The organism is Bradyrhizobium sp. RDI18 (assembly GCF_043203335.1).
Taxonomy (GTDB): domain Bacteria; phylum Pseudomonadota; class Alphaproteobacteria; order Rhizobiales; family Xanthobacteraceae; genus Bradyrhizobium; species Bradyrhizobium retamae.
Genome location: NZ_JBICRN010000008.1, coordinates 5923877 through 5943742, shown reverse-complemented (window position 1 = coordinate 5943742; position 19866 = coordinate 5923877). Strand labels below are relative to the sequence as shown.

Annotated in this window: 18 protein-coding genes and 2 pseudogenes; 6 read left to right on the top strand and 14 right to left on the bottom strand. The window is 62.6% G+C overall.

Going from position 1 to position 19866, the window contains the following annotated elements:
- Window positions 1-293: 293 nt before the first annotated feature.
- Together ACFXS9_RS37675 and ACFXS9_RS37670 are read left to right on the top strand one after the other, a co-directional pair.
- Window positions 294-491, top strand: coding sequence for a NepR family anti-sigma factor (locus ACFXS9_RS37675; RefSeq protein WP_057841045.1), 198 nt, complete (start codon window positions 294-296; stop codon window positions 489-491).
- The gene (locus ACFXS9_RS37670) at window positions 491-1039 is read left to right on the top strand and encodes a sigma-70 family RNA polymerase sigma factor (RefSeq protein WP_028349310.1); all 549 of its coding nucleotides are present in this window, start codon (window positions 491-493) and stop codon (window positions 1037-1039) included. Before ACFXS9_RS37675 ends, ACFXS9_RS37670 begins: the two co-directional genes overlap by 1 nt.
- Window positions 1040-1258: 219 nt before the next feature.
- On the opposite strand, the gene ACFXS9_RS37665 is transcribed toward ACFXS9_RS37670, so the two are convergent.
- The 14 genes and pseudogenes from ACFXS9_RS37665 to urtA form a co-directional block, all read right to left on the bottom strand.
- Complete coding sequence (locus ACFXS9_RS37665) at window positions 1259-2917, bottom strand: HWE histidine kinase domain-containing protein (protein ID WP_392698285.1); 1659 nt, start codon at window positions 2915-2917, stop codon at window positions 1259-1261.
- 344 nt (window positions 2918-3261) lie between these two features.
- On the bottom strand, window positions 3262-3894 hold the full coding sequence (gene ureG, locus ACFXS9_RS37660) for an urease accessory protein UreG (protein ID WP_392698283.1): 633 nt from the start codon (window positions 3892-3894) through the stop codon (window positions 3262-3264).
- A 162-nt stretch (window positions 3895-4056) separates the two neighbouring features.
- Window positions 4057-4794, bottom strand: coding sequence for an urease accessory protein UreF (locus ACFXS9_RS37655; RefSeq protein WP_392700224.1), 738 nt, complete (start codon window positions 4792-4794; stop codon window positions 4057-4059).
- Complete coding sequence (locus ACFXS9_RS37650) at window positions 4775-5344, bottom strand: urease accessory protein UreE (RefSeq protein ID WP_392698281.1); 570 nt, start codon at window positions 5342-5344, stop codon at window positions 4775-4777. The genes ACFXS9_RS37655 and ACFXS9_RS37650 overlap by 20 nt, the downstream gene beginning before the upstream one ends.
- Before the next feature lie 51 nt (window positions 5345-5395).
- A complete protein-coding gene (locus ACFXS9_RS37645; protein WP_392698280.1) occupies window positions 5396-5695 on the bottom strand; it encodes a putative quinol monooxygenase in 300 nt (99 codons plus the stop codon).
- 46 nt (window positions 5696-5741) lie between these two features.
- Entirely contained in the window at window positions 5742-7457 is a 1716-nt protein-coding gene (gene ureC / locus ACFXS9_RS37640) for an urease subunit alpha (protein ID WP_392698278.1), read from the bottom strand.
- A 153-nt stretch (window positions 7458-7610) separates the two neighbouring features.
- On the bottom strand, window positions 7611-7916 hold the full coding sequence (locus ACFXS9_RS37635; protein ID WP_392700222.1) for an urease subunit beta: 306 nt from the start codon (window positions 7914-7916) through the stop codon (window positions 7611-7613).
- A 138-nt stretch (window positions 7917-8054) separates the two neighbouring features.
- Window positions 8055-8345, bottom strand: a pseudogene (locus ACFXS9_RS37630) (urease subunit gamma); the annotation flags it as partial.
- A gap of 51 nt (window positions 8346-8396) precedes the next feature.
- Entirely contained in the window at window positions 8397-9233 is an 837-nt protein-coding gene (locus tag ACFXS9_RS37625; protein ID WP_392698276.1) for an urease accessory protein UreD, read from the bottom strand.
- A 36-nt stretch (window positions 9234-9269) separates the two neighbouring features.
- Entirely contained in the window at window positions 9270-9965 is a 696-nt protein-coding gene (gene urtE, locus ACFXS9_RS37620; protein WP_392698274.1) for an urea ABC transporter ATP-binding subunit UrtE, read from the bottom strand.
- Between the two features lie 84 nt (window positions 9966-10049).
- Entirely contained in the window at window positions 10050-10811 is a 762-nt protein-coding gene (gene urtD / locus ACFXS9_RS37615; RefSeq protein ID WP_392698272.1) for an urea ABC transporter ATP-binding protein UrtD, read from the bottom strand.
- A gap of 4 nt (window positions 10812-10815) precedes the next feature.
- A pseudogene (urtC, locus tag ACFXS9_RS37610) lies at window positions 10816-11983 on the bottom strand (urea ABC transporter permease subunit UrtC).
- Window positions 11980-13593 (bottom strand): urea ABC transporter permease subunit UrtB, encoded by a 1614-nt coding sequence (gene urtB / locus ACFXS9_RS37605; protein ID WP_392698270.1) that lies wholly within the window; start codon window positions 13591-13593, stop codon window positions 11980-11982. The pseudogene urtC and the gene urtB overlap by 4 nt, the downstream one beginning before the upstream one ends.
- A 132-nt stretch (window positions 13594-13725) precedes the next feature.
- The gene (urtA, locus tag ACFXS9_RS37600) at window positions 13726-15042 is read right to left on the bottom strand and encodes an urea ABC transporter substrate-binding protein (RefSeq protein ID WP_392698268.1); all 1317 of its coding nucleotides are present in this window, start codon (window positions 15040-15042) and stop codon (window positions 13726-13728) included.
- 543 nt (window positions 15043-15585) lie between these two features.
- Here urtA and ACFXS9_RS37595 point away from each other — a divergent pair.
- The 4 genes from ACFXS9_RS37595 (at window position 15586) to ACFXS9_RS37580 (ending at window position 19719) form a co-directional block, all read left to right on the top strand.
- Window positions 15586-17028 (top strand): DEAD/DEAH box helicase, encoded by a 1443-nt coding sequence (locus tag ACFXS9_RS37595; RefSeq protein ID WP_392698266.1) that lies wholly within the window; start codon window positions 15586-15588, stop codon window positions 17026-17028.
- A 23-nt stretch (window positions 17029-17051) separates the two neighbouring features.
- Entirely contained in the window at window positions 17052-17339 is a 288-nt protein-coding gene (gene infA / locus ACFXS9_RS37590; protein WP_247834591.1) for a translation initiation factor IF-1, read from the top strand.
- Window positions 17340-17607: 268 nt separating this feature from the next.
- Complete coding sequence (locus ACFXS9_RS37585; RefSeq protein ID WP_002714433.1) at window positions 17608-17820, top strand: cold-shock protein; 213 nt, start codon at window positions 17608-17610, stop codon at window positions 17818-17820.
- A 285-nt stretch (window positions 17821-18105) separates the two neighbouring features.
- Complete coding sequence (locus ACFXS9_RS37580) at window positions 18106-19719, top strand: pilus assembly protein TadG-related protein (RefSeq protein WP_392698262.1); 1614 nt, start codon at window positions 18106-18108, stop codon at window positions 19717-19719.
- The last annotated feature ends 147 nt before the right edge of the window (window positions 19720-19866 follow it).

Here is a 19866-nt window from a genome sequence, read left to right as displayed (position 1 = left end):
GGCCGTATTCTTGGCCGTACTTAGGGTCGCATCTGGGCGGACGTAACCTCGAGCGCCGCGTCTGGCGCCATTTAAGATTTTTTAAACCATTTGAGTCGGGGGGACCCGGTTCCCCTGTCACCCCCGACTACTCGCGGAAGGCAAAAAAGTTCCAGAAAAAGTTCCCAGATTTCGGAACCTTCCGCAGATATTCGCATTAGCCTCTGACCTATAACGCGGCGGCCTAGGCCCAATTTCGAGGTAACCTCTTGAAACCACAGAGAATTAACTCTCGGGGAAGCGTGGATCAGACCATGAAGGAAGCAAAAAAGCAGGGCGGGCTCAATGCCGAGATTCAATCGAGGATCGGCCACCAGCTCCGTGCCATGTACGACGATGTGGTTCGACAGGGCGTGCCGGACCGCTTTGCGGAGCTGATCCGGAAGCTCGATGGGCCGGAGGCGGCGGCGGCCCAGATCGACGAAACAGCAAAAAATGACGGGAGGGACTAATGCCTCTCACGGACTCTCTTCGCGACGACATTTTGGCGTCGGTACCAAGCCTGCGCGCGTTTGCGATCTCACTCTCGGGCAATGGTGACCGTGCGGACGACCTGGTGCAGGAGACGTTGCTGCGCGCCATTGCCAACATTGACTCGTTCCAGCCCGGCTCGAACCTGCCGGCCTGGTTGTTCACCATCCTGCGCAACCTGTTTCGCTCGGACTATCGCAAGCGGCGGCGCGAGGTGGAGGACGCCGAGGGCAATTACGCGAAAACTTTGAAGACCCAGCCGTCGCAAAACGCGCACCTGGAGTTTGAGGAGTTTCGCACAGCACTCGACAAGCTGCCGCAGGACCAGCGCGAAGCGTTGATCCTGGTCGGCGCCTCCGGCTTCTCCTACGAGGACGCCGCCGCCATCTGCGGCTGCGCGGTCGGCACCATCAAGAGCCGCGTCAACCGCGCGCGCTCGAAACTCTCCGCGTTGCTCTATGTCGAGGGCGCCGAGGATTTCGGACCTGACGAGACCGTGCGCGCCGTGATCGGCGGCAATGGCGGCTGATGACGCGATCGAGACGACACGGAAAAGACGGCCACAGCGGCCGCCTTTTTTGTCGCTATCGTAACCTGGACGTGATGCCTTGTCGTCCCTGCGAACGCAGGGACCCATAACCACCAATGCAAGTTGCGAGACAAGCCGTCTCGCCTTGTGCCACTTCCATGGGTCGCGGCGTATGGGTCCCTGCGTTCGCAGGGACGACAGGCTGAGAGTGCTTGCCTGCTACCGCGCGGGCCGTACCGGCGCGGAAATCTCGCCCGTGCGATCGCGCTCGGTCATGTCGACCACCGTGGCCATCGGCGCGATGAGTTCGTAGACATAGCTGACATCGGTGAAGTAGCGTTTTGCGGTGCCGCCGAGCGCTTCGGGAGCGACGCGGTCGAGCAGGATGAGGCCGAAATCCGAGTCTTCGCGCCGTGTCGCCGCGCTGGTGTTGAACTCTTCCCAGCGGAAATGGAAGATCGTGTCGGGCTCCTCGCCCGAGACTTCCCAGTTCGCAACGATATGCGGATGCTTGCCGACCAGCGACAGGCCCTCGTCGGAGTGCGAGGCCAGCTCAAAGAACAACAGCGAGAGCGACTGCGCGGCGCGCGCGCTGACGGCGATATCCGGGCCGTTGACGACGATGCGGTCGGCATGCGGGATCGCGCGCGACTCAAACAGGCCCTTGAGCTTGACGCCCTGCCACTGGCTTTCGCTGAGCAGCGTCACCACGTTCGACATCGCGTGAATGCGGCCGATCAACAGCTCGCGTGCTACATCCATGTCGGAGCCGTGACGCAGCGTGCGCGTCACGATCGACTGGATCACGGCCAGGATGTTCTTGACCCGGTGGTTGAGCTCGTCGATGACGGCGGTCAAGCGCCGCTCGAAGCCGATCCGCACCTGGATCTCGCGGCTGAGCCGCAGATTGTTGTAGGCGACATAGCCGAACAGGCCGCAGACGATTCCGGTGAGCGCCAGCCCAATGGCCGCGACGACGATCGCGGTCTGCTGCGCACGCTGCGCGGCGTTGTTCTTGGCGTAATAGGCTAGCGACCAGTCGCGGCCGCCGAACGTCACCGTCCGCACCACCGACGGCGGCGGATCGCCCTGCCTCACCGCCCGCAGCGTGACGACGCCCTGGTCGTTGGCGACATATTCGTCGTTGGCGTCATCAGGGTCCTTCAACACCACCGAGAACAACGAGCGGTCGTCATCGGTCAGCATCAGCGGTGCCAGCTCGTAGGAAAAGGTGACGAAGCCGGCCGGTTCCGAACTGCCCTCCAGCAGAATCGGAGACGCCAGCACGAGACCGATCGGCCCGCTCTGGCGCAGCAGCGGGATCGGGTCCGACGCCAGCGGCTTGCCGGTTACCGCCGCCTGCGCCAGCATCGGCCCGATCACCGAGTGCCGGTCGTAGGCGCGGCCGGGAAAGCCGAGCGTATCCGGACTACGCGGCTCGAGGTCCATCAGCACGTCGATCGGCTTGTTGATGGTCCGGAGATCCAGCGGCTTGTCGTCGAAATCCCTGATCGTCGGATTGGTGAAGCCGGCCCCCTTCAGCTCCGCCTGCGCAGCCGCCAGATCGCCCGGCTTGAGGCGCGCGATCCAGAACGCGCTCACGAAATCGGTCTTGAAGGCGTAGATCGCCGAGCGCAGCGGCTGCAGCATGTTGGCCTTCACTACTGAGGGTGAGCGAAACAAGCCGGATGCAACGCGTGCGAGCAATTCGCGCTCGGTCAGCCGGTCCTGCGCGAGGCTGGCATGAACGTCGATGGCCCGCGACAGTGCGATGCCGTCGATCGCCAGTTCCTGCTCGTGGACGCGATAGGCTGCGAGACCGGAGAGCAAAACTCCGATCAGGGCAATAAAGCCGATAATGAAGCCCAGCCGAACCACTCGCTTACTCAGGAATGACGTGTTGGCGAAGACGTATTGGAAGCATTTCGAGGTCTGCCGGGGCAGAGACACGTGGCAATAGCGCGAAGGCCAAGCGCGGCGAATATGACGGAGCGATCATCAGCACGCAACTGACAGCTTGGCAGCGGGCAACAACACGGCAGCCGTTAACGCTGATTTGGCGGCGCCAGAAGTTGATAATCTGACAGCGTCGATTTGGTTCCGGCGCGGACGGACAAATCCGCGGGCTGCGGCGGCGGACCGAGTATTAATGTTAATGCGCCGCTCACCTGCCGCTGGCCTGACCGCTGCTCGGCCCGGCCCCCGGAGCCGGCTACCCGGGCCTACCGGGCCTTTGCGGCCGGGCGCAGGCCGCCCTTGGTCTCGATGAAGCCGATGATGCGATCGAGCCCCTCGCTCTTCTTCAAATTGGTCATCACGAACGGCCGCTCGCCGCGCATCCGCTTGGCGTCCACCTCCATCTTCTCCAGCGACGCGCCGACATAAGGCGCCAGGTCGATCTTGTTGATGACGAGCAGGTCCGAGCGGGTGATGCCGGGGCCGCCCTTGGAAGGAATCTTGTCGCCGGCGGCGACGTCGATCACGTAGATCGTGAGATCGGCGAGTTCGGGAGAAAACGTCGCCGCGAGATTGTCGCCGCCGGATTCGATCAGAACCAGATCGAGATCGGGAAATTTCGCGCGCATGTCGGCGACCGCCGCAAGATTCATCGAGGCGTCCTCGCGGATCGCGGTGTGCGGGCAGCCGCCGGTCTCGACGCCCGCTATGCGGTCGGGCGTCAGCGAGCCCGAGCGCACCAGGAATTCGGCGTCCCACTTGGTGTAGATGTCGTTGGTGATGGCGGCGATGTCGTAGTGCTCGCGCATCGACTTGCAGAGCAGGTCCATCAGCGCGGTCTTGCCGGAGCCGACGGGGCCGCCGACGCCGATCCGAAGCGGGCCGTGAGAGTTAGACATATGCGATGCTCTCTTTGTTGTCGTCGTCCCTGCGAACGCAGGGACCCATACGCCGCGGCCTCGCGACGGATTTCGGTGGCCGCCGTCTTTCGCCAAATGGACGCCTGTGGTTATGGATCCCTGCGTTCGCAGGGACGACGCGCGGTGAGTATCTCGTTCGCCTCATGACCGGAACAGCCGCGTATACTGCGTCTCGTGGCGGAGGCTGGCGAGATCGGCGCGAAAGGTGGCGCTGCCGAGATCGTCCAGCGAGGCGGCGAGCGCGCGCTTCGCCGTTGCGGCGACATCGGTTTCCAGGCTCGCGAGAATGCGCTGGCTGTCGGTTTGCCCGAGCGGCACGAGGCGGGCGCCGGCGGAAATCCAGTTCGACACCACGGCATGCAGGAAAGCATGCATTGCCGGCGCAAGCGGAATGGCATGGGCGGCGCTGACGACGCCGACCGCGACGGGATAAACGATCGCGCTGCCGCCCGCGGCAACCATGCTGTCGAACCCGTCGCAGGCCCAGGCGGCGCGAGCGATATCGATGAAGGCGCGACCCTGCGTCGAAGTCTCGAGCTGACGCTCGCGCGAGGGCACGAAGGCAGCGGCCAGTTCGGCAATCTCGCGCAACGCCGTGGCGTCCTGCACGGACGCGGCGCGATACGCCTGCGCCAGAAACACGGCATCGCAGAAGCCGGAACCATCGTTGAGCATCGTGGCCAGCCAGTCGCGCAGCGATGCGGCGTCGGTGATATCGCCCGCCTCCACCGCCCATTCGATGCCGCTGGAATAGGAGAATGCGCCGACCGGGAAGGACGGCGACAGCCAGGTCATCAGCCGGTAGAGCGCCGCTGACTCCTCCGCATTCATTCCGCTGCTCGCGTTGGCGGGCGCAGGCTCACTTGTGGTCATGAGCATGGGAGTGATCGTGGTGATGATGATCGTGGTCGCAATGTTCGTCGTGGTGGTGACGGTGCGCATGATCATCATGATGGTGATGATCATGGCCGTGGTGGTGCGCGGCATGATCATGCGAAGCCTGCGCATAGGCGCCGCCTTCGGGATCGAACGGCGCCTCGATCTCGATGATGCGCGCACCCAGCCCCTTCACCATCGCCTCGATGACGTGATCGCGGCGGATGCGCAGGCCCTTCGGCATGATCTGCGTCGGCAAATGACGGTTGCCGAGATGCCAGGCGATGCGGACCAGATGCAAGGGATCGGCGCCCCGGATCTCGATCAAGGGCTCGGCGGCCGCGACCACCTCGATCAGCCTGCCGTCCTCCAGCACCAGCGCGTCACCGCCGCGCAGCGCCACCGCATTCTCCAGGTCGAGCAGGAATTCGAGCCCGCGCGTGCCCGTCATCGCCATCCGCCGCCGGTGCCGGTCGTCGAAATCGAGCACGACGGTATCGGCGGCTGCTTGCGTCCAGCGATGCTGGCCCAGGACTTTTGTCGCGCGGATCATGACGTGGGCCTCAAAGCTTCTCCACAATTTCTCTCCCGCTGGCTTTTCTTGTTAGCGGGTCTCGACGTTTTCGGGCGTGATCACTTCGATCTTCGGTGGCGCCGACATGCATTTCACGGCGACGCGACCGAAGGTCTTCATGTGCTCGGCGCTACGATGCGGCACCAGCGCCTCGGCATTTTCCCACTGCTCGACGAACACCATTTTTGAGGGATCGGTGACGCTCTCGTGCAGGTCATAGGCGATATTGCCCGGCTCCTTCCGGGTTTCCTTGATGCAGGCGGTGGCGGCGGCGATGAAATCGGCGCGCGTTTCGGGCTTGATGGTCAGCGTGGCAACGACGTAGATCACTAGATCCTCCCGGATTTTTGTTCTGGCTAACGTTCCGGGCCAGACCTTAGAACATGAAATACCTCTGCGCCATGGGCAGGACCTCGGCGGGCGCGCATGTCAGAAGCTCGCCGTCTGCGCGCACCTCATAGGTCTCGGCATCGACCTCGATCTTGGGCGTCGCGCCGTTATGGATCATGCTCTTCTTGGAAATGCCGCCGCGGGTGTTTTTCACCGGGTAGAGCGTCTTGGCTATGCCGAGCTTGCGCGCCAGCCCGCCGGTAATGGCGGCCTTCGAGGTGAACACCACTGAAGATGCGGTAAGCGACTTGCCGAAGGCGGCGAACATCGGCTGGTAATGCACCGGCTGCGGCGTCGGGATCGAGGCGTTCGGATCGCCCATCGGCGCCGCCACGATCGAGCCGCCCTTGATGATGCAATCCGGCTTGACGCCGAAGAACGCCGGTGACCACAGCACGAGGTCGGCGAGCTTTCCCTTCTCCACCGAGCCGATCAGTTTCGACACGCCATGCGCGATCGCAGGGTTGATGGTGTATTTGGCGATGTAGCGCTTGACGCGGAAATTGTCGTTGTCGTTACCCTTGTCCTCCGGCAGCGCGCCGCGCTGCTTCTTCATCTTGTCGGCGGTCTGCCAGGTGCGGATGATGACTTCGCCGAGCCGGCCCATCGCCTGCGAATCCGACGACATCATCGACAGCGCGCCGAGATCGTGCAGGATGTCTTCGGCTGCGATGGTTTCTTTGCGGATGCGGCTTTCGGCAAACGCGAGATCCTCCGCAATCGACGGATCGAGATGGTGGCACACCATCAGCATGTCCAGATGCTCGTCGATGGTGTTGCGGGTGAAGGGGCGCGTCGGGTTGGTCGAGGACGGCAACACATTCTTCAAGCCGGCAATCTTGATGATATCAGGCGCATGGCCGCCGCCGGCGCCTTCGGTATGGAAGGCGTGGATGGTGCGGCCCTTGAAGGCTTTCATCGTGTCCTCGACGAAACCGGATTCGTTCAGCGTGTCCGAATGCAGCATCACCTGGACGTCGTAATCGTCGGCGACGGCGAGGCAGTTGTCGATCGCCGCCGGCGTGGTGCCCCAATCCTCGTGCAGCTTCAGCGCGCAGGCGCCGGCCCTGATCATCTCGACCAGCGCGGCGGGACGCGCCGCATTGCCCTTGCCCGATATGCCGAGATTGACCGGGAAGGCGTCGAACGACTGGATCATTCGTCCCATGTGCCAGGGGCCAGGCGTGCAGGTGGTCGCAAACGTGCCGTGCGAGGGCCCGGTGCCGCCCCCTAACATCGAGGTGACGCCACTCATCAACGCATGCTCGATCTGCTGCGGGCAGATGAAATGGATGTGGCTGTCGAAGCCGCCGGCAGTGAGAATTTTTCCTTCGCCGGCAATGACGTCGGTGCCGGGGCCGATGATGATGGTGACGCCGGGCTGGATATCGGGATTGCCGGCCTTGCCGATCCCTGCGATCATCCCCTCCTTGATCGCGACGTCGGCCTTGACGATGCCCCAGTGATCGACGATCAGCGCATTGGTAATGACGGTATCGGCCGCGCCCTGCCGGTTCGTCACCTGTGACTGCCCCATGCCATCGCGGATCACCTTGCCGCCGCCGAACTTCACCTCCTCGCCATAGGTGGTGAAGTCCTTTTCAACCTCAATGATGAGATCGGTATCGGCCAGCCGCACCTTGTCGCCGGTGGTCGGCCCGAACATGTCGGCATAGACGCTACGTTTGATTTTCACGGACATGACGGACTCCAGCTTTCAGATCTGATCGGTGTTTCGTTTTGGACATGGGGACTCGCGGCCACCCCTCTCCCCAACCCTCCCCCCGCAAGGGGAGGGAGCCCTACCCACGTGCTCACCTCACAATGCGCCACGGCGCTGCTCTTGATCACACGCTCACAGCTTCCCCTGCACGTCACCGCGGAAACCGTAGATCACGCGCTTTCCCGCAAGCGCGACGAGTTGGATGTCGCGCGTTTGCCCCGGCTCGAACCGCACCGCGGTGCCGGCGGCGATGTCGAGGCGCATGCCGCGGGATTTTTTGCGGTCGAATTTCAGTGCGGGGTTGGTTTCGAAGAAATGGTAGTGCGAGCCGACCTGGATCGGGCGATCGCCGGTATTGGCGACGGTGAGCGTCACCGTCTTGCGGCCGGCGTTGAGTTCGATCTCGCCGTCCTTGATGAAGCGTTCGCCGGGGATCATTTTTCCTGCCTCGCCATGTTTTGCTGCGTCATGGCCGGGCTTGTCCCAGCCATCCACGTCTTTGCCTCTCCAGAAAGAAAGAAAGACGTGGATGCCCGGGACAAGCCCGGGCATGACGACGTTGGAGATGTACGTGCCTCATCTGATCGGCTCGTGCACGGTGACGAGCTTGGTCCCATCCGGAAACGTCGCCTCGACCTGGATGTCATGGATCATCTCGGGAATGCCATCCATCACTTGCGCGCGGGTCAAGACCTGCGCGCCTGATTGCATCAGCTCGGCGACGGTGCGGCCGTCGCGGGCGCCCTCGACGATGAAGTCGGAGATGATGGCCACCGCCTCGGGGTGGTTGAGCTTGACGCCGCGCTCGAGCCTGCGGCGCGCCACCATGGCCGCCATCGAGATCAAGAGCTTGTCCTTTTCGCGGGGGAGAGATTCATGCGAGCACTCTGGTGATTGTCTCTAATTGAGCCACAGCGGTTAATTGAGCCAAAGTCTTGGCAGCGCTACGCCGCTGGCGCGGCCGAGCACCGTCATCATGTCGGCGCGCAGCCGGGTCGCATCTTGGGCACAGAAGCGCGCCATTGCAAATCCATTCCAGCAGGAGATGCCGACCTCGCCACCAAACGTTTCCGAGGCTTCGCGGATGCGCTCCACGACTGCCTGATCGCCGGGCAGGATCAGCGCGGTGCCGATGGCAACGCCGCCATTGGCGATCGCCCGCCGCGCCAGCTTTGCGCCGATGTCGCCGTCGAGCCGGACGGTCTCCGCAAATACGAGGCGACCACCGCGGCGCAGGCGCCAGCGGTCGACGAACTCGCCGTGCCGCATCGTTTCACCCATCGCGGCGCGGCCGAACACGACGATTTCGCAGAGCAGAAGCGAGGCGTCTTCGGCCAGGTCGATGTCAATGCGCCTGACAATTCGCGCGCGGTCGAACAGGATGGTTTCCTGCGGCAGCCAGGCGAGCTGCGCACCGGCTTCCGCCTTCAGGGCGATGCTGAGCTGGGCGGCCGCGCCGGGCGCGCGATAGACCTTTTCGGCCGCCGCCGTCGTCAGCGTCAGCCGCGTCCCCTCGCCTGCCCTGATGTCGATATCGAAGCGGTCGCCGCCGGCGATGCCGCCGGCGGTGTTGACGAACACGCCCGACAGGCCCTCTGTTTCAGGCGAAGGAAAGCGCACGCGCAGCGAGCCGGATTCATGCAAGTCCCCACGGCGGGTGACGCCATCCTGCAGATGTACGCCGAACCGCACCGCGCCCTGGGCCCGGTTGGCCGCGAAGGTTGCTGAAGCCGTGCGCGTGATATCGGTCCGCATCCGTCCCCCAAACGGTGTGTGCCGCGCTCGAAAACGTTACAGCGCCATCTGGCGGCTGATCTCCGCGGGATCGAGATTGGCGCGGTCGCAGGCATATTTCACGGCGCCGCGGTCCATGACCGCGAAATTGTCGCCGAGCTCGCAGGCAAAGTCGAGATATTGTTCGACCAGCACGATCGCGATGTTGCCGAGGCTGCGCAGGTAAGAGATCGCGCGGCCGATGTCCTTGATGATCGAGGGCTGAATGCCTTCGGTCGGCTCGTCCAATAGCAACAGTTTCGGCCGCATCACCAGCGCACGGCCGATCGCCAATTGTTGTTGCTGCCCGCCCGAGAGGTCGCCGCCGCGCCGCCCCAGCATCGTATTCAGCACCGGAAACAGCGAGAACACGTCGTCGGGGATATAGCGATCCTCGCGCTCGAGCGGCCCGAAGCCGGTCTTGAGATTTTCCTCAACCGTGAGCAGCGGAAAAATTTCGCGGCCCTGCGGCACGAAGCCGATGCCGCGCCGGGCGCGCTCATAAGGTTTCAGACCGGTGATATCGTGACCATCAAGCGCGATCGAGCCACTGGCGATCGGATACTGGCCGACCATCGCGCGCAGCAGCGAGGTCTTGCCGACGCCGTTGCGGCCCAGCACGCACGTCACCTTGCCGGGTTCGGCGGACAGCGAGACGCCGCGCAAGGCTTGTGCTGCGCCGTAGTAGAGATTGATGTTTTTCACATCCAGCATCGTCAGCCTTTCGCGAATGGCGAATGGCGAGTAGCGAATAGTTCGAAGAAGAATTCCATTCGCTATTCGCTACTCGCCATCCGCCTATCTTCCCAGATACACTTCGATCACCCGCTCGTTCGACGAGACCTGATCGATGGTCCCCTCCGCCAGCACCGTGCCTTCGTGCAGGCAGGTGACCTTGACGCCGAGTTCGCGCACAAAGGTCATGTCGTGCTCGACGACCATGACGGTCTTTTCCTTGTTGATTTCCTTCAGAAGCTCGGCGGTCTGATGCGTTTCGACATCGGTCATGCCCGCGACCGGTTCGTCGACCAGCAGCAGTTTTGGGTCCTGTGCCAGCAGCATGCCGATCTCCAGCCACTGCTTCTGGCCGTGTGACAGGCTGCCCGCAAAACGGTTGCGTGCGTCGGTCAGGCGGATGGTTTCGAGCACGCGGTCGATCCGCTCGGATTCGTCCCTGCTGCCGCGCCAGAACAGCGTGCCCTTGACGCTGTGATCGACATTGAGCGCCAGCAACAGATTGTCCTCGATGGTCTGGCTCTCGAACACCGTCGGCTTCTGGAATTTGCGGCCAATGCCGAGTTCGGCGATATGGGTCTCGTCCAGCCGCGTCAGGTCGGTCATGCCATCGAACAGCACTGTGCCTTCGTCCGGCTTTGTCTTGCCGGTGATGATGTCCATCATCGTTGTCTTGCCGGCGCCGTTCGGGCCGATGATGGCGCGCATCTCGCCTGGCTCGAGGGTGAGCGAGAGATTGTTGATGGCGTGAAAGCCATCGAACGAGACATGCACGCCGTCGAGGTAGAGCAGCGCCGAAGTGGTCCTTCCCTCCATGACACTCATGCGCTCACTCCGCCGGCTTCGGTTCGCCGACGCCGTCTTCGAGCGCAGCGCTTTCGGCATTGGCTTTTTCGGTTGCCTTCCGGGACTCCCGCCATGCGTTGAAGGTGCCGACGATCCCCTTTGGCAGCAGCAGCGTCACCAGGATGAACAGCGCGCCCAGCATGAACAGCCAGTACGGCGCCAGCGGGCCTGAGGGTGAAGTAGGTTTTTGCGTAGTTGACGACGACAGCGCCAAGCGCGGCGCCCACCAGCGTGCCGCGGCCGCCGACGGCAACCCAGATCACCGCTTCGATGGAATTGCCCGGTGCAAATTCGCTCGGATTGATGATGCCGACTTGCGGCACGTAGAGCGCGCCGGCGACGCCTGCCATGCAGGCCGACAGCGTGAACACGAACAGCTTGTAGGACTCGACGCGGTAGCCGAGGAAACGGGTGCGGGACTCGGCATCGCGGATTGCGATCAAAACCTTGCCTAGCTTCGACGTCACCACCGCCCGGCAGATCAGGAAGGCCACGATCAGCGCCAGGCAGCTCAGCGCGAACAGAGCGGCACGGGTGCCGTCGGCCTGCACGTTGAAGCCGAGGATGTCCTTGAAGTCGGTCAGGCCGTTGTTGCCGCCGAAACCGAAATCGTTACGGAAGAACGCCAGCAGCAGCGCATACGTCATGGCCTGGGTGATGATCGAGAGATAGACGCCGGTGACGCGGGAGCGGAACGCCAGCCAGCCGAAGCAGAACGCGAGCAGGCCGGGAACAAGAACGACCATCAGCGCCGCAAACCAGAACATATCAAAGCCGTGCCAGTACCAGGGCAGCGACGGATAGTTCAGGAACACCATGAAGTCGGGCAGTATCGGATTGCCGTAGACGCCGCGGCTGCCGATCTGGCGCATCAGGTACATGCCCATGGCGTAGCCGCCGAGCGCGAAGAACGCGCCGTGGCCGAGCGAGAGAATGCCGCAATAGCCCCAGATCAGGTCGATTGAGAGCGCCAAAATGGCGTAGCAGGCGTATTTGCCGAACAGCGCGACAAGATAGGTCGGCACCTGCAGCGCCGAGCCTGAAGGCAGCAGGAGATTGGAGAGCGGGATCAGCACGCCGAGGCCGGCGACGACGACGAGGAAGATCGTGGCGCCGCGGTCGAGCGAGCGCGTGAGGATGTGCGGCGTCATGCTTCCACCGCCCGGCCCTTGAGCGCGAACAGGCCGCGCGGACGTTTCTGGATGAACAGGATGATCAGCACCAGAATGGCGATCTTGCCGAGCACGGCGCCGGCCACCGGCTCCAGGAACTTGTTGGCGATGCCGAGCGTGAAGGCGCCGACCAACGTGCCCCAGAGATTGCCGACACCGCCGAACACGACGACCATGAAGCTGTCGATGATGTAGCTCTGGCCGAGATTGGGGCTGACATTGTCGATCTGCGACAGCGCCACGCCGGCAATCCCGGCAATCCCCGAGCCGAGGCCGAAGGTCAGTGCATCGACGCGCGAGGTGGCGATGCCCATCGAGGCCGCCATGCGCCGGTTCTGCGTCACCGCGCGCATCTCGAGCCCGAGCGCGGTGTAACGCAGCATCGCGAGCAGGATGACGAACACGGCCAGCGTAAAGCAGAGGATCCAGAGCCGGTTATAGGTGATGGTGATCTGCCCGAGCTCGAACGCGCCGCTCATCCAGGAGGGATTGCCGACCTCGCGGTTGGTGGGGCCGAACGCGGTGCGCACGGCCTGCTGCAGTACCAGCGACAGACCCCAGGTCGCGAGCAGCGTTTCCAGCGGACGGCCATAGAGGAAGCGGATGATGCCGCGCTCGATCAGCACGCCGACGGCGCCCGCGACGAGGAACGCCAGCGGCACCGCGATCAGCAGCGAATAATCGAACAGGCCGGGATAATTGCTGCGAATGACCTCCTGCACCACGAAGGTGGTGTAGGCGCCCAGCATCACCATCTCGCCATGGGCCATGTTGATGACGCCCATGACGCCGAAGGTGATGGCGAGGCCGATCGCGGCGAGCAGCAGCACCGATCCCAGCGACAGGCCGTACCAGGCGTTCTGCACCATCGACCACATCGCAAGATTGCTCTCGATCGAGGCGATCGCGCTTGCTGCGGCGCGTGCGACATTGGGCGGCAGGTCGTTGCCCAAGCCCGTCAGCAGCGCCATCGCCTCCTGATCGCCGCGCGCCTTGACGACGGCAACCGCCTCGAGCTTCTCGACCTCGGTCGCGTCAGACTTGTAGAGCAGGATGGCGGCGCGGGCTTCCGCGAACGCGGCCTTGACGGACTTGTTGGTCTCCTTCGCCAGGGCGCCGTCGATCACGGGCAGCGCACTCTCCTCATGGCTCTTGAACACCGACTGCGCCGCCGCGATCCGCTTGGCCGGATCGGGTGACAACAGCGTCAGCCCGCCGAGCGCGGCTTCGACGGCGCGGCGCAAGCGGTTGTTGAGGCGCACGGCGGCCGCGTTGTCCGGCAGCTTGTCCACGGCAGCGCCGGTCGCGGCATCGATGACCTTGCCGTCGGCCTGCGTGACGAAAACCTTCTTGGTATCAGGATCGGCCGACAGCCGCCCGTCCTGCAGCGCACTGATGATCGGAAAAGCCAGCGGATTGCCCGAGGTCGCGACCGCACCGATCGCCTCATCGGTGTCGGAAAAATCGTCGTTGGCGAACTTGGCGACCGCGTCCTCGAACGGGCCAGCCAGCGCCGGCGCTGCAAAGGCTACGGCGAGAGAAATCGCGAGCAAAAGCGCGCGAAGGCGATCAAGGAAATTGGCAGACACAATACGACCCCGGCAGGAGTATGGGGAGAAGGCGGCGGCAGCGCCGCCTTCTCCCGTCGTTCTCGTCGAAGAACTCTTGGAAGTTCTTTATTGCAACTCAGGCGACCCTGATCCTGTCGGATCAGATCGGGATCAGGAGCCCTGACCGCCGCACTTGTTGGTCTTGGTGTTGTAGTTGCCGCACTTCTTGCCGACCCAGTCGCCGATCAGGTCCTTGGAGCCCTCGAGCTCCTTCGACCAGGCGTCGCCCGCGACCAGACCCGGGGTCTTCCACACCACGTCGAACTGGCCGTTGGCCTTGATTTCGCCGATGAACACCGGCTTGGTGATGTGATGGTTGGGCAGCATCTTGGAGGTGCCGCCGGTCAGGTTCTTGGCTTCGATGCCGGGCAGCGCGTCGATCACCTTGTCCGGATCGGTCGACTTCACCTTCTCGACCGCCTTGACCCACATGTCGAAGCCGATGACGTGCGCTTCCATCGGATCGTTGGTCACGCGCTTCGGATTCTTGGTGTAGGCCTGCCAGGCCTTGATGAACTTCTCGTTCTCGGGCGACTTGATCGACTGGAAGTAGTTCCAGGCGGCGAGATGGCCGAGCAGCGGCTTGGTGTCGATGCCGGCGAGCTCTTCTTCACCGACCGAGAACGCGACCACCGGGATGTCGGTCGCCTTGATGCCCTGGTTGCCGAGCTCCTTGTAGAAGGGAACGTTGGCGTCGCCATTGATGGTGGAGACCACGGCGGTCTTCTTGCCGGCCGAGCCGAACTTCTTGATGTCGGCCACGATCGTCTGCCAGTCACTATGACCAAACGGCGTGTAGTTGATCATGATGTCTTCCTGCTTGACGCCCTTCGACTTCAAGTAGGCTTCGAGGATCTTGTTGGTGGTGCGCGGATAGACGTAGTCGGTGCCAGCCAGCACCCAGCGCTTCACCTTCTCGTCCTTCATCAAATAGTCGACGGCGGGGATCGCCTGCTGGTTCGGCGCCGCACCGGTGTAGAACACGTTGCGCTCGCTCTCCTCGCCCTCGTATTGCACGGGGTAGAACAGGATCGAGTTCAGTTCCTTGAATACCGGGAGCACGGACTTGCGCGACACCGAAGTCCAGCAGCCGAACACGACCGAAACCTTGTCCTTGGTGATCAGCTCGCGGGCCTTTTCGGCAAACAGCGGCCAGTTCGAGGCGGGGTCGACGACGACAGGCTCGAGCTTCTTGCCGAGCACGCCGCCCTTCTTGTTCTGCTCCTCGATCAGGAAGAGAATGGTGTCCTTCAGCGTGGTTTCGCTGATGGCCATGGTGCCGGAAAGCGAATGCAGGACGCCGACCTTGATGGTCTCCTGCGCCTTGGCGTTCGAGAACGCAGCCAGACCCAAAACCAGGCCGGCGGTGGCCGCCAGCCAGCGGCGGCGGCTCAGCGTCGCTATATCGTGATTCAATTTTGTAAGCATGAAATGTCATCTCCCTGACGCAGGCGTTGAACGCTGCGAACGGCCCCACGGCCGCCTGCGGTTAAGGGAATCGCAAGAACCATGCCATCGCTCGATGGCCGGATAAGCTCCTATAATCGCTTGGAAATTCCTGCTACGCGAAAACCGCCGGCGGGAAATCTGCCCATTTATTAGACAGCAGAAATGTATGCTTTGGCGGCAAAGTATCTGTTTTTTGTGCAAATGCCGCAATTTGGCTAAATTACTTGCACGAATTTTGATCGTTTGGGTTGGCCGGGCGGCACGGCGCGATCTGGCCGATGGGTTTCTTTTAACCGCGCTGGCGAGGCGCGCCGAATTCACCTTGAAAGCGGCGCGCAGGTGCTCCATATGACTGTCGTGACCTAGAGAATCATCAGGTCCCTGCGAGCCGCGTGTTCTGATCCCGTTTTGCGGTTTCTGGCTTGCCCCCTTCAGCTAGCAAAACCGACGCCCCAAACACGCGGGTGTCTCTGACACACTCGCGCGCTCCTGGCTGACATCGCCGGGCGCCTGCCCTTTTTAATGGAAAGAACCACCCTTTTGACCTCCTTTCAGGATTTCGGCCTTGCCGATCCCATCTCGCGTGCGCTCAAGGAAGAAAATTACCACACGCCCACGCCCATCCAGGCCCAGACCATTCCCATCGCATTGACCGGCCGTGACGTCGTCGGCATCGCCCAGACCGGCACCGGCAAGACCGCGGCGTTTGCGCTGCCGATCCTGCACCGGATCCTGGAGAACCGCGTCCGGCCACAGCCGAAGAGCTGCCGCGTGCTGGTGCTGTCGCCGACCCGCGAGCTGTCAGGCCAGATCCTCGACAGCTTCAACGCCTATGGCCGCCACATCCGCCTGACCTCGGCGCTGGCGATCGGCGGGGTGCCGATGGGCCGCCAGGTCCGCTCGGTCATGCAGGGCGTCGAAGTAATGGTGGCGACCCCCGGCCGCCTGCTCGATCTCGTCCAAAGCAACGGGCTGAAGCTGAACCAGGTCGAGTTCCTGGTGCTCGACGAAGCCGACCGTATGCTCGACATGGGCTTCATCAACGACATCCGCAAAGTCGTCGCCAAGCTGCCGATCAAGCGGCAGACGTTGTTCTTCTCGGCCACGATGCCGAAGGATATCGCGGAACTCGCCGAATCCATGTTGCGCGACCCTGCGCGAGTGGCGGTGACGCCGGTGGCCTCGACCGCCGACCGGATCACCCAGCGCATCATCCAGGTCGATTTCGCGGCCAAGCCGGCGGTGCTGGCGCAGCTTTTGAAGCAGGAACCGGTCGACCGCGCGCTGGTCTTCACCCGCACCAAGCACGGCGCCGACAAGGTGGTGAAGGTGCTGGCCAAGGCCGGCATCGAAGCCAATGCCATTCACGGCAACAAGTCGCAGAACCACCGGGAACGCGTGCTGGCGGCGTTCCGTTCCGGCGAGATCCGGACGTTGGTAGCCACCGACATTGCCGCCCGCGGCATCGATGTCGACGGCATCAGCCATGTCGTGAATTTCGACCTGCCCAATGTTCCCGAAACCTATGTCCACCGCATCGGCCGTACCGCGCGCGCCGGCGCCGATGGCGTGGCGATCTCGCTGATCGCGGGCGCCGAGGAAATGGGCTATCTGCGCGACATCGAGCGGCTGATTCGCATCGCGCTGCCGCGGGAAGACCGAAGGACGCCGGGCCACCGTGATGCGGCGCCGGCCCCCGCTCAGCACCGGGGCGGACGGCCCGGAACACGCGTCCATGCTGGCCGTTCTCATGAACCGGCCCCAAGCGCAAAAGACCCTCGCCGACACCGCCGCGGTGGTGGTAATAATGCGCAGCAGCCGAACAGGCACGAAGCGCCGCGTCCGGCCCAGCAGGCCGGCAAGAGTCAGGCCGGCCAAAGCGAGGGCATTCAGGGCGTCGCCTTCTTGCATCGCGAGAGCCGTCCGAATAATCAACCGAACCGTAACCACCGACCGCAGCGCTAGCCTCGATCGACCTGGAGACCACCATGGCTAAAGAAGAGCTGATCCAGTTCGAAGGACTGGTGACCGAAATTCTCCCCGACGCGCGCTATCGCGTGCAGCTCGATGCCGGACACGAGATTGTTGCCTATACCGCGGGCAAGATGAAGAAGAACCGGATCAAGACGCTGGCAGGCGATCGCGTGACGATCGAGATGTCGCCGTACGATCTGGAGAAGGGTCGCCTGATCTTCCGACACAAGGACGAGCGCCCGTCAACGCCGGGCGCCCCGCGTGGCGGGCCGCCGCGCGGCGGCCAGTTCCGCCGCCGGTAAACAGATCGTAAACGCCCCTCGAAATCGCGCCGACGCGGCCGCGTCGCGCGCGAGCGAGGGCGGCTGGCCGCCCGAATCAAAAAATCGCACGTCAGGATTGTTTTGAATCCTACTATCGAATAATATTAGGTATCGATTTTCGGCCGGACGACATTAGCTATCCACCGGTACAGCCGGTTTAGACGCTGACGACCCTTCCAAAAATTCGATCTCACCAGCCCATCGAAAGGTGGGCTACGACTTGTCTATCTGAGAAGGGACTACCCCCGTGAGCATGGGAACCGTGAAGTGGTTTAACGCTACCAAGGGCTATGGCTTCATCCAGCCGGATGACGGCGGCAATGACGTGTTCGTGCACATCAGCGCTGTCGAGCGTGCCGGCCTCGGAACGTTGCGTGAAGGCCAGAAGATCTCCTACGAAATCGTGGCAGATCGCCGCTCTGGCAAATCTTCGGCCGACAATCTGCGCGCCGCCGGATAAGGGATTTCTTCGGGCCTCGGCCGAGAAATCCAGTTCGAAAATTGAAAAAGGCCGCGCTGATGCGCGGCCTTTTTTATTTATTTGGCCGATGCGAGTGATTTGGCGATCGAAGAACGCGCGGGGCGTTGCGCCTTCGCCGAGCCCACGTAGTAAAGAGATCGTAACCCACGGCTGCTGAAATCGGTCATATCCGAGATCGGCCTGTTTTTCGGCAATCAGATTAAGGGGCACTTAGGGAGGCCAGGGCTACGATCGCGCGCTTTTGGATAGCCAAGGGGCGTTGTCGTGCCATTTCGTCTTAAGCAGTGTCTTTCCCGTTTCCGCCGCGATCAACGCGGCAATATCGCGATAATTTTCGGGATCGCGGCGATCCCCCTGATATCGGCCGTTGGTTCTGCGGTCGACTACTCGCTCGCGACCAGAATGAAGGCAAAACTGCAATCCGCGGCAGATGCCGCGAGCATTGCCGCGCTTGCGCAGAAGTCGCCTGGCTTTCTCGCGGCGTCGGTGATGTCTGGCAACGGCTCGGTAACCGCCGGCGTTACCGATGCCAATAATGTCTTTGACGCCAACATGAGCGGGATCACGGGCTACCAAAACCTGGTTCGCACCAGCGCCGTTACGAAGACCGGAATCAAGCTGGATGCAAAAGTCGAGTTCACTGCCGAGGTACCGGTGACCTTCATGAAGGTGCTTGGGTTTCAGAAGCTGACGGTAACAGGCGTTTCAAGCTCGGCCGCCTCGCTGCCGCCGTATCTCGATTTTTATCTGACGCTGGACGTCTCGGGCTCGATGGGCCTGGCGTCGACGAGCGCCGAGCAGACGCGGCTTTCCCAAATCAATCCGGATAACTATCGCCAGTATCCCACCGGCTGCACCTTCGCCTGCCATTTTGCGCCGCAGAACAGCGCGTGCACCAATACCGGGACCCAGGGATACCCAACGAACAACTACTGCATGGGCTATGCGATCTCGCGCGTCAGCCAAAGCGGATACACAAATCTCCTCATGACAAACAACAGTTATCCCAAGAAGCAGCAACTGCCGACTGGCATCGCTTCAGGCCTGCCGAACTCGCTGTATGCCCCCCAAGAACCCCGGGCCGAAGTCGGGCCTGACCGGGGGGGCCTGACCGCGGTTCCAAACTGCCCGTCCCCTGGCACCGACGACTGCATCCAGTTGCGCCTCGACGCGGTCGGCTACGCTTTGACCAAGTTGTTCGAAACCGCGAACGACTCCAAGAAGGTTGCCAACCAGTTCCGGATTGGCCTCTACCCGTTCATTCGGTACCTCTACGCCTATTTTCCGCTGACCAGCAGCATCAACGGCTCTCCCACCTCCCCCGGCACCATCAACTACGCGGCCGCAAACCTTGCCACGCAGCTTGACACAAATGTAAATGCAAACCTTGGCTCCGGCGGCACGCATATCAGTGCCGCGCTTACTTCGGTCAATAACCTTATCTCCGGCGGCACCGGCGCCGTCGGCGACGGCAGCACGCCGACCACCCCGCAGCCTTACGTCTTCCTCGTCACCGACGGCGCGCAAAACAACCAGGTGAAAGGCGTTCCCAACGGTTCGTGGTCGGGCAGCAACCACGCTACCACGATTGATCTCCAGAACACCCTGACGACCATTCCCTCCTGCGAAGCCCTTAAGAACCGCGGCATCAAAGTTTCCGTGCTTTATATTCCCTATGAAAAGATCGATCCCGTGAATACGAGCTTTGCCGGCAACGAAGGCACCTATGCCAACAACAACATTCAGTATATTCCGGCGAGCCTGAAGAAATGCGCGTCGCCTAGCTTCTTCTACACCGCGAGCACGCCCGACGAGATCCAAAAAGCGCTGGACGCCATGTTCAAGCACGCGCTGCAGACCGCGCATATTACGCAATGACCTGGCAGCAGGGGCCGGCCATCAGCCCCCAATGGGGCTATTCGGCCGCGGGCCCTCGTCTTCGTAATCGGCAAAGACCACGTATGGCCCACCCGGCCGACGTTTTCTCTCGCGTTCTACCCCAGAGGCGAGGCGCCCAGAACGACT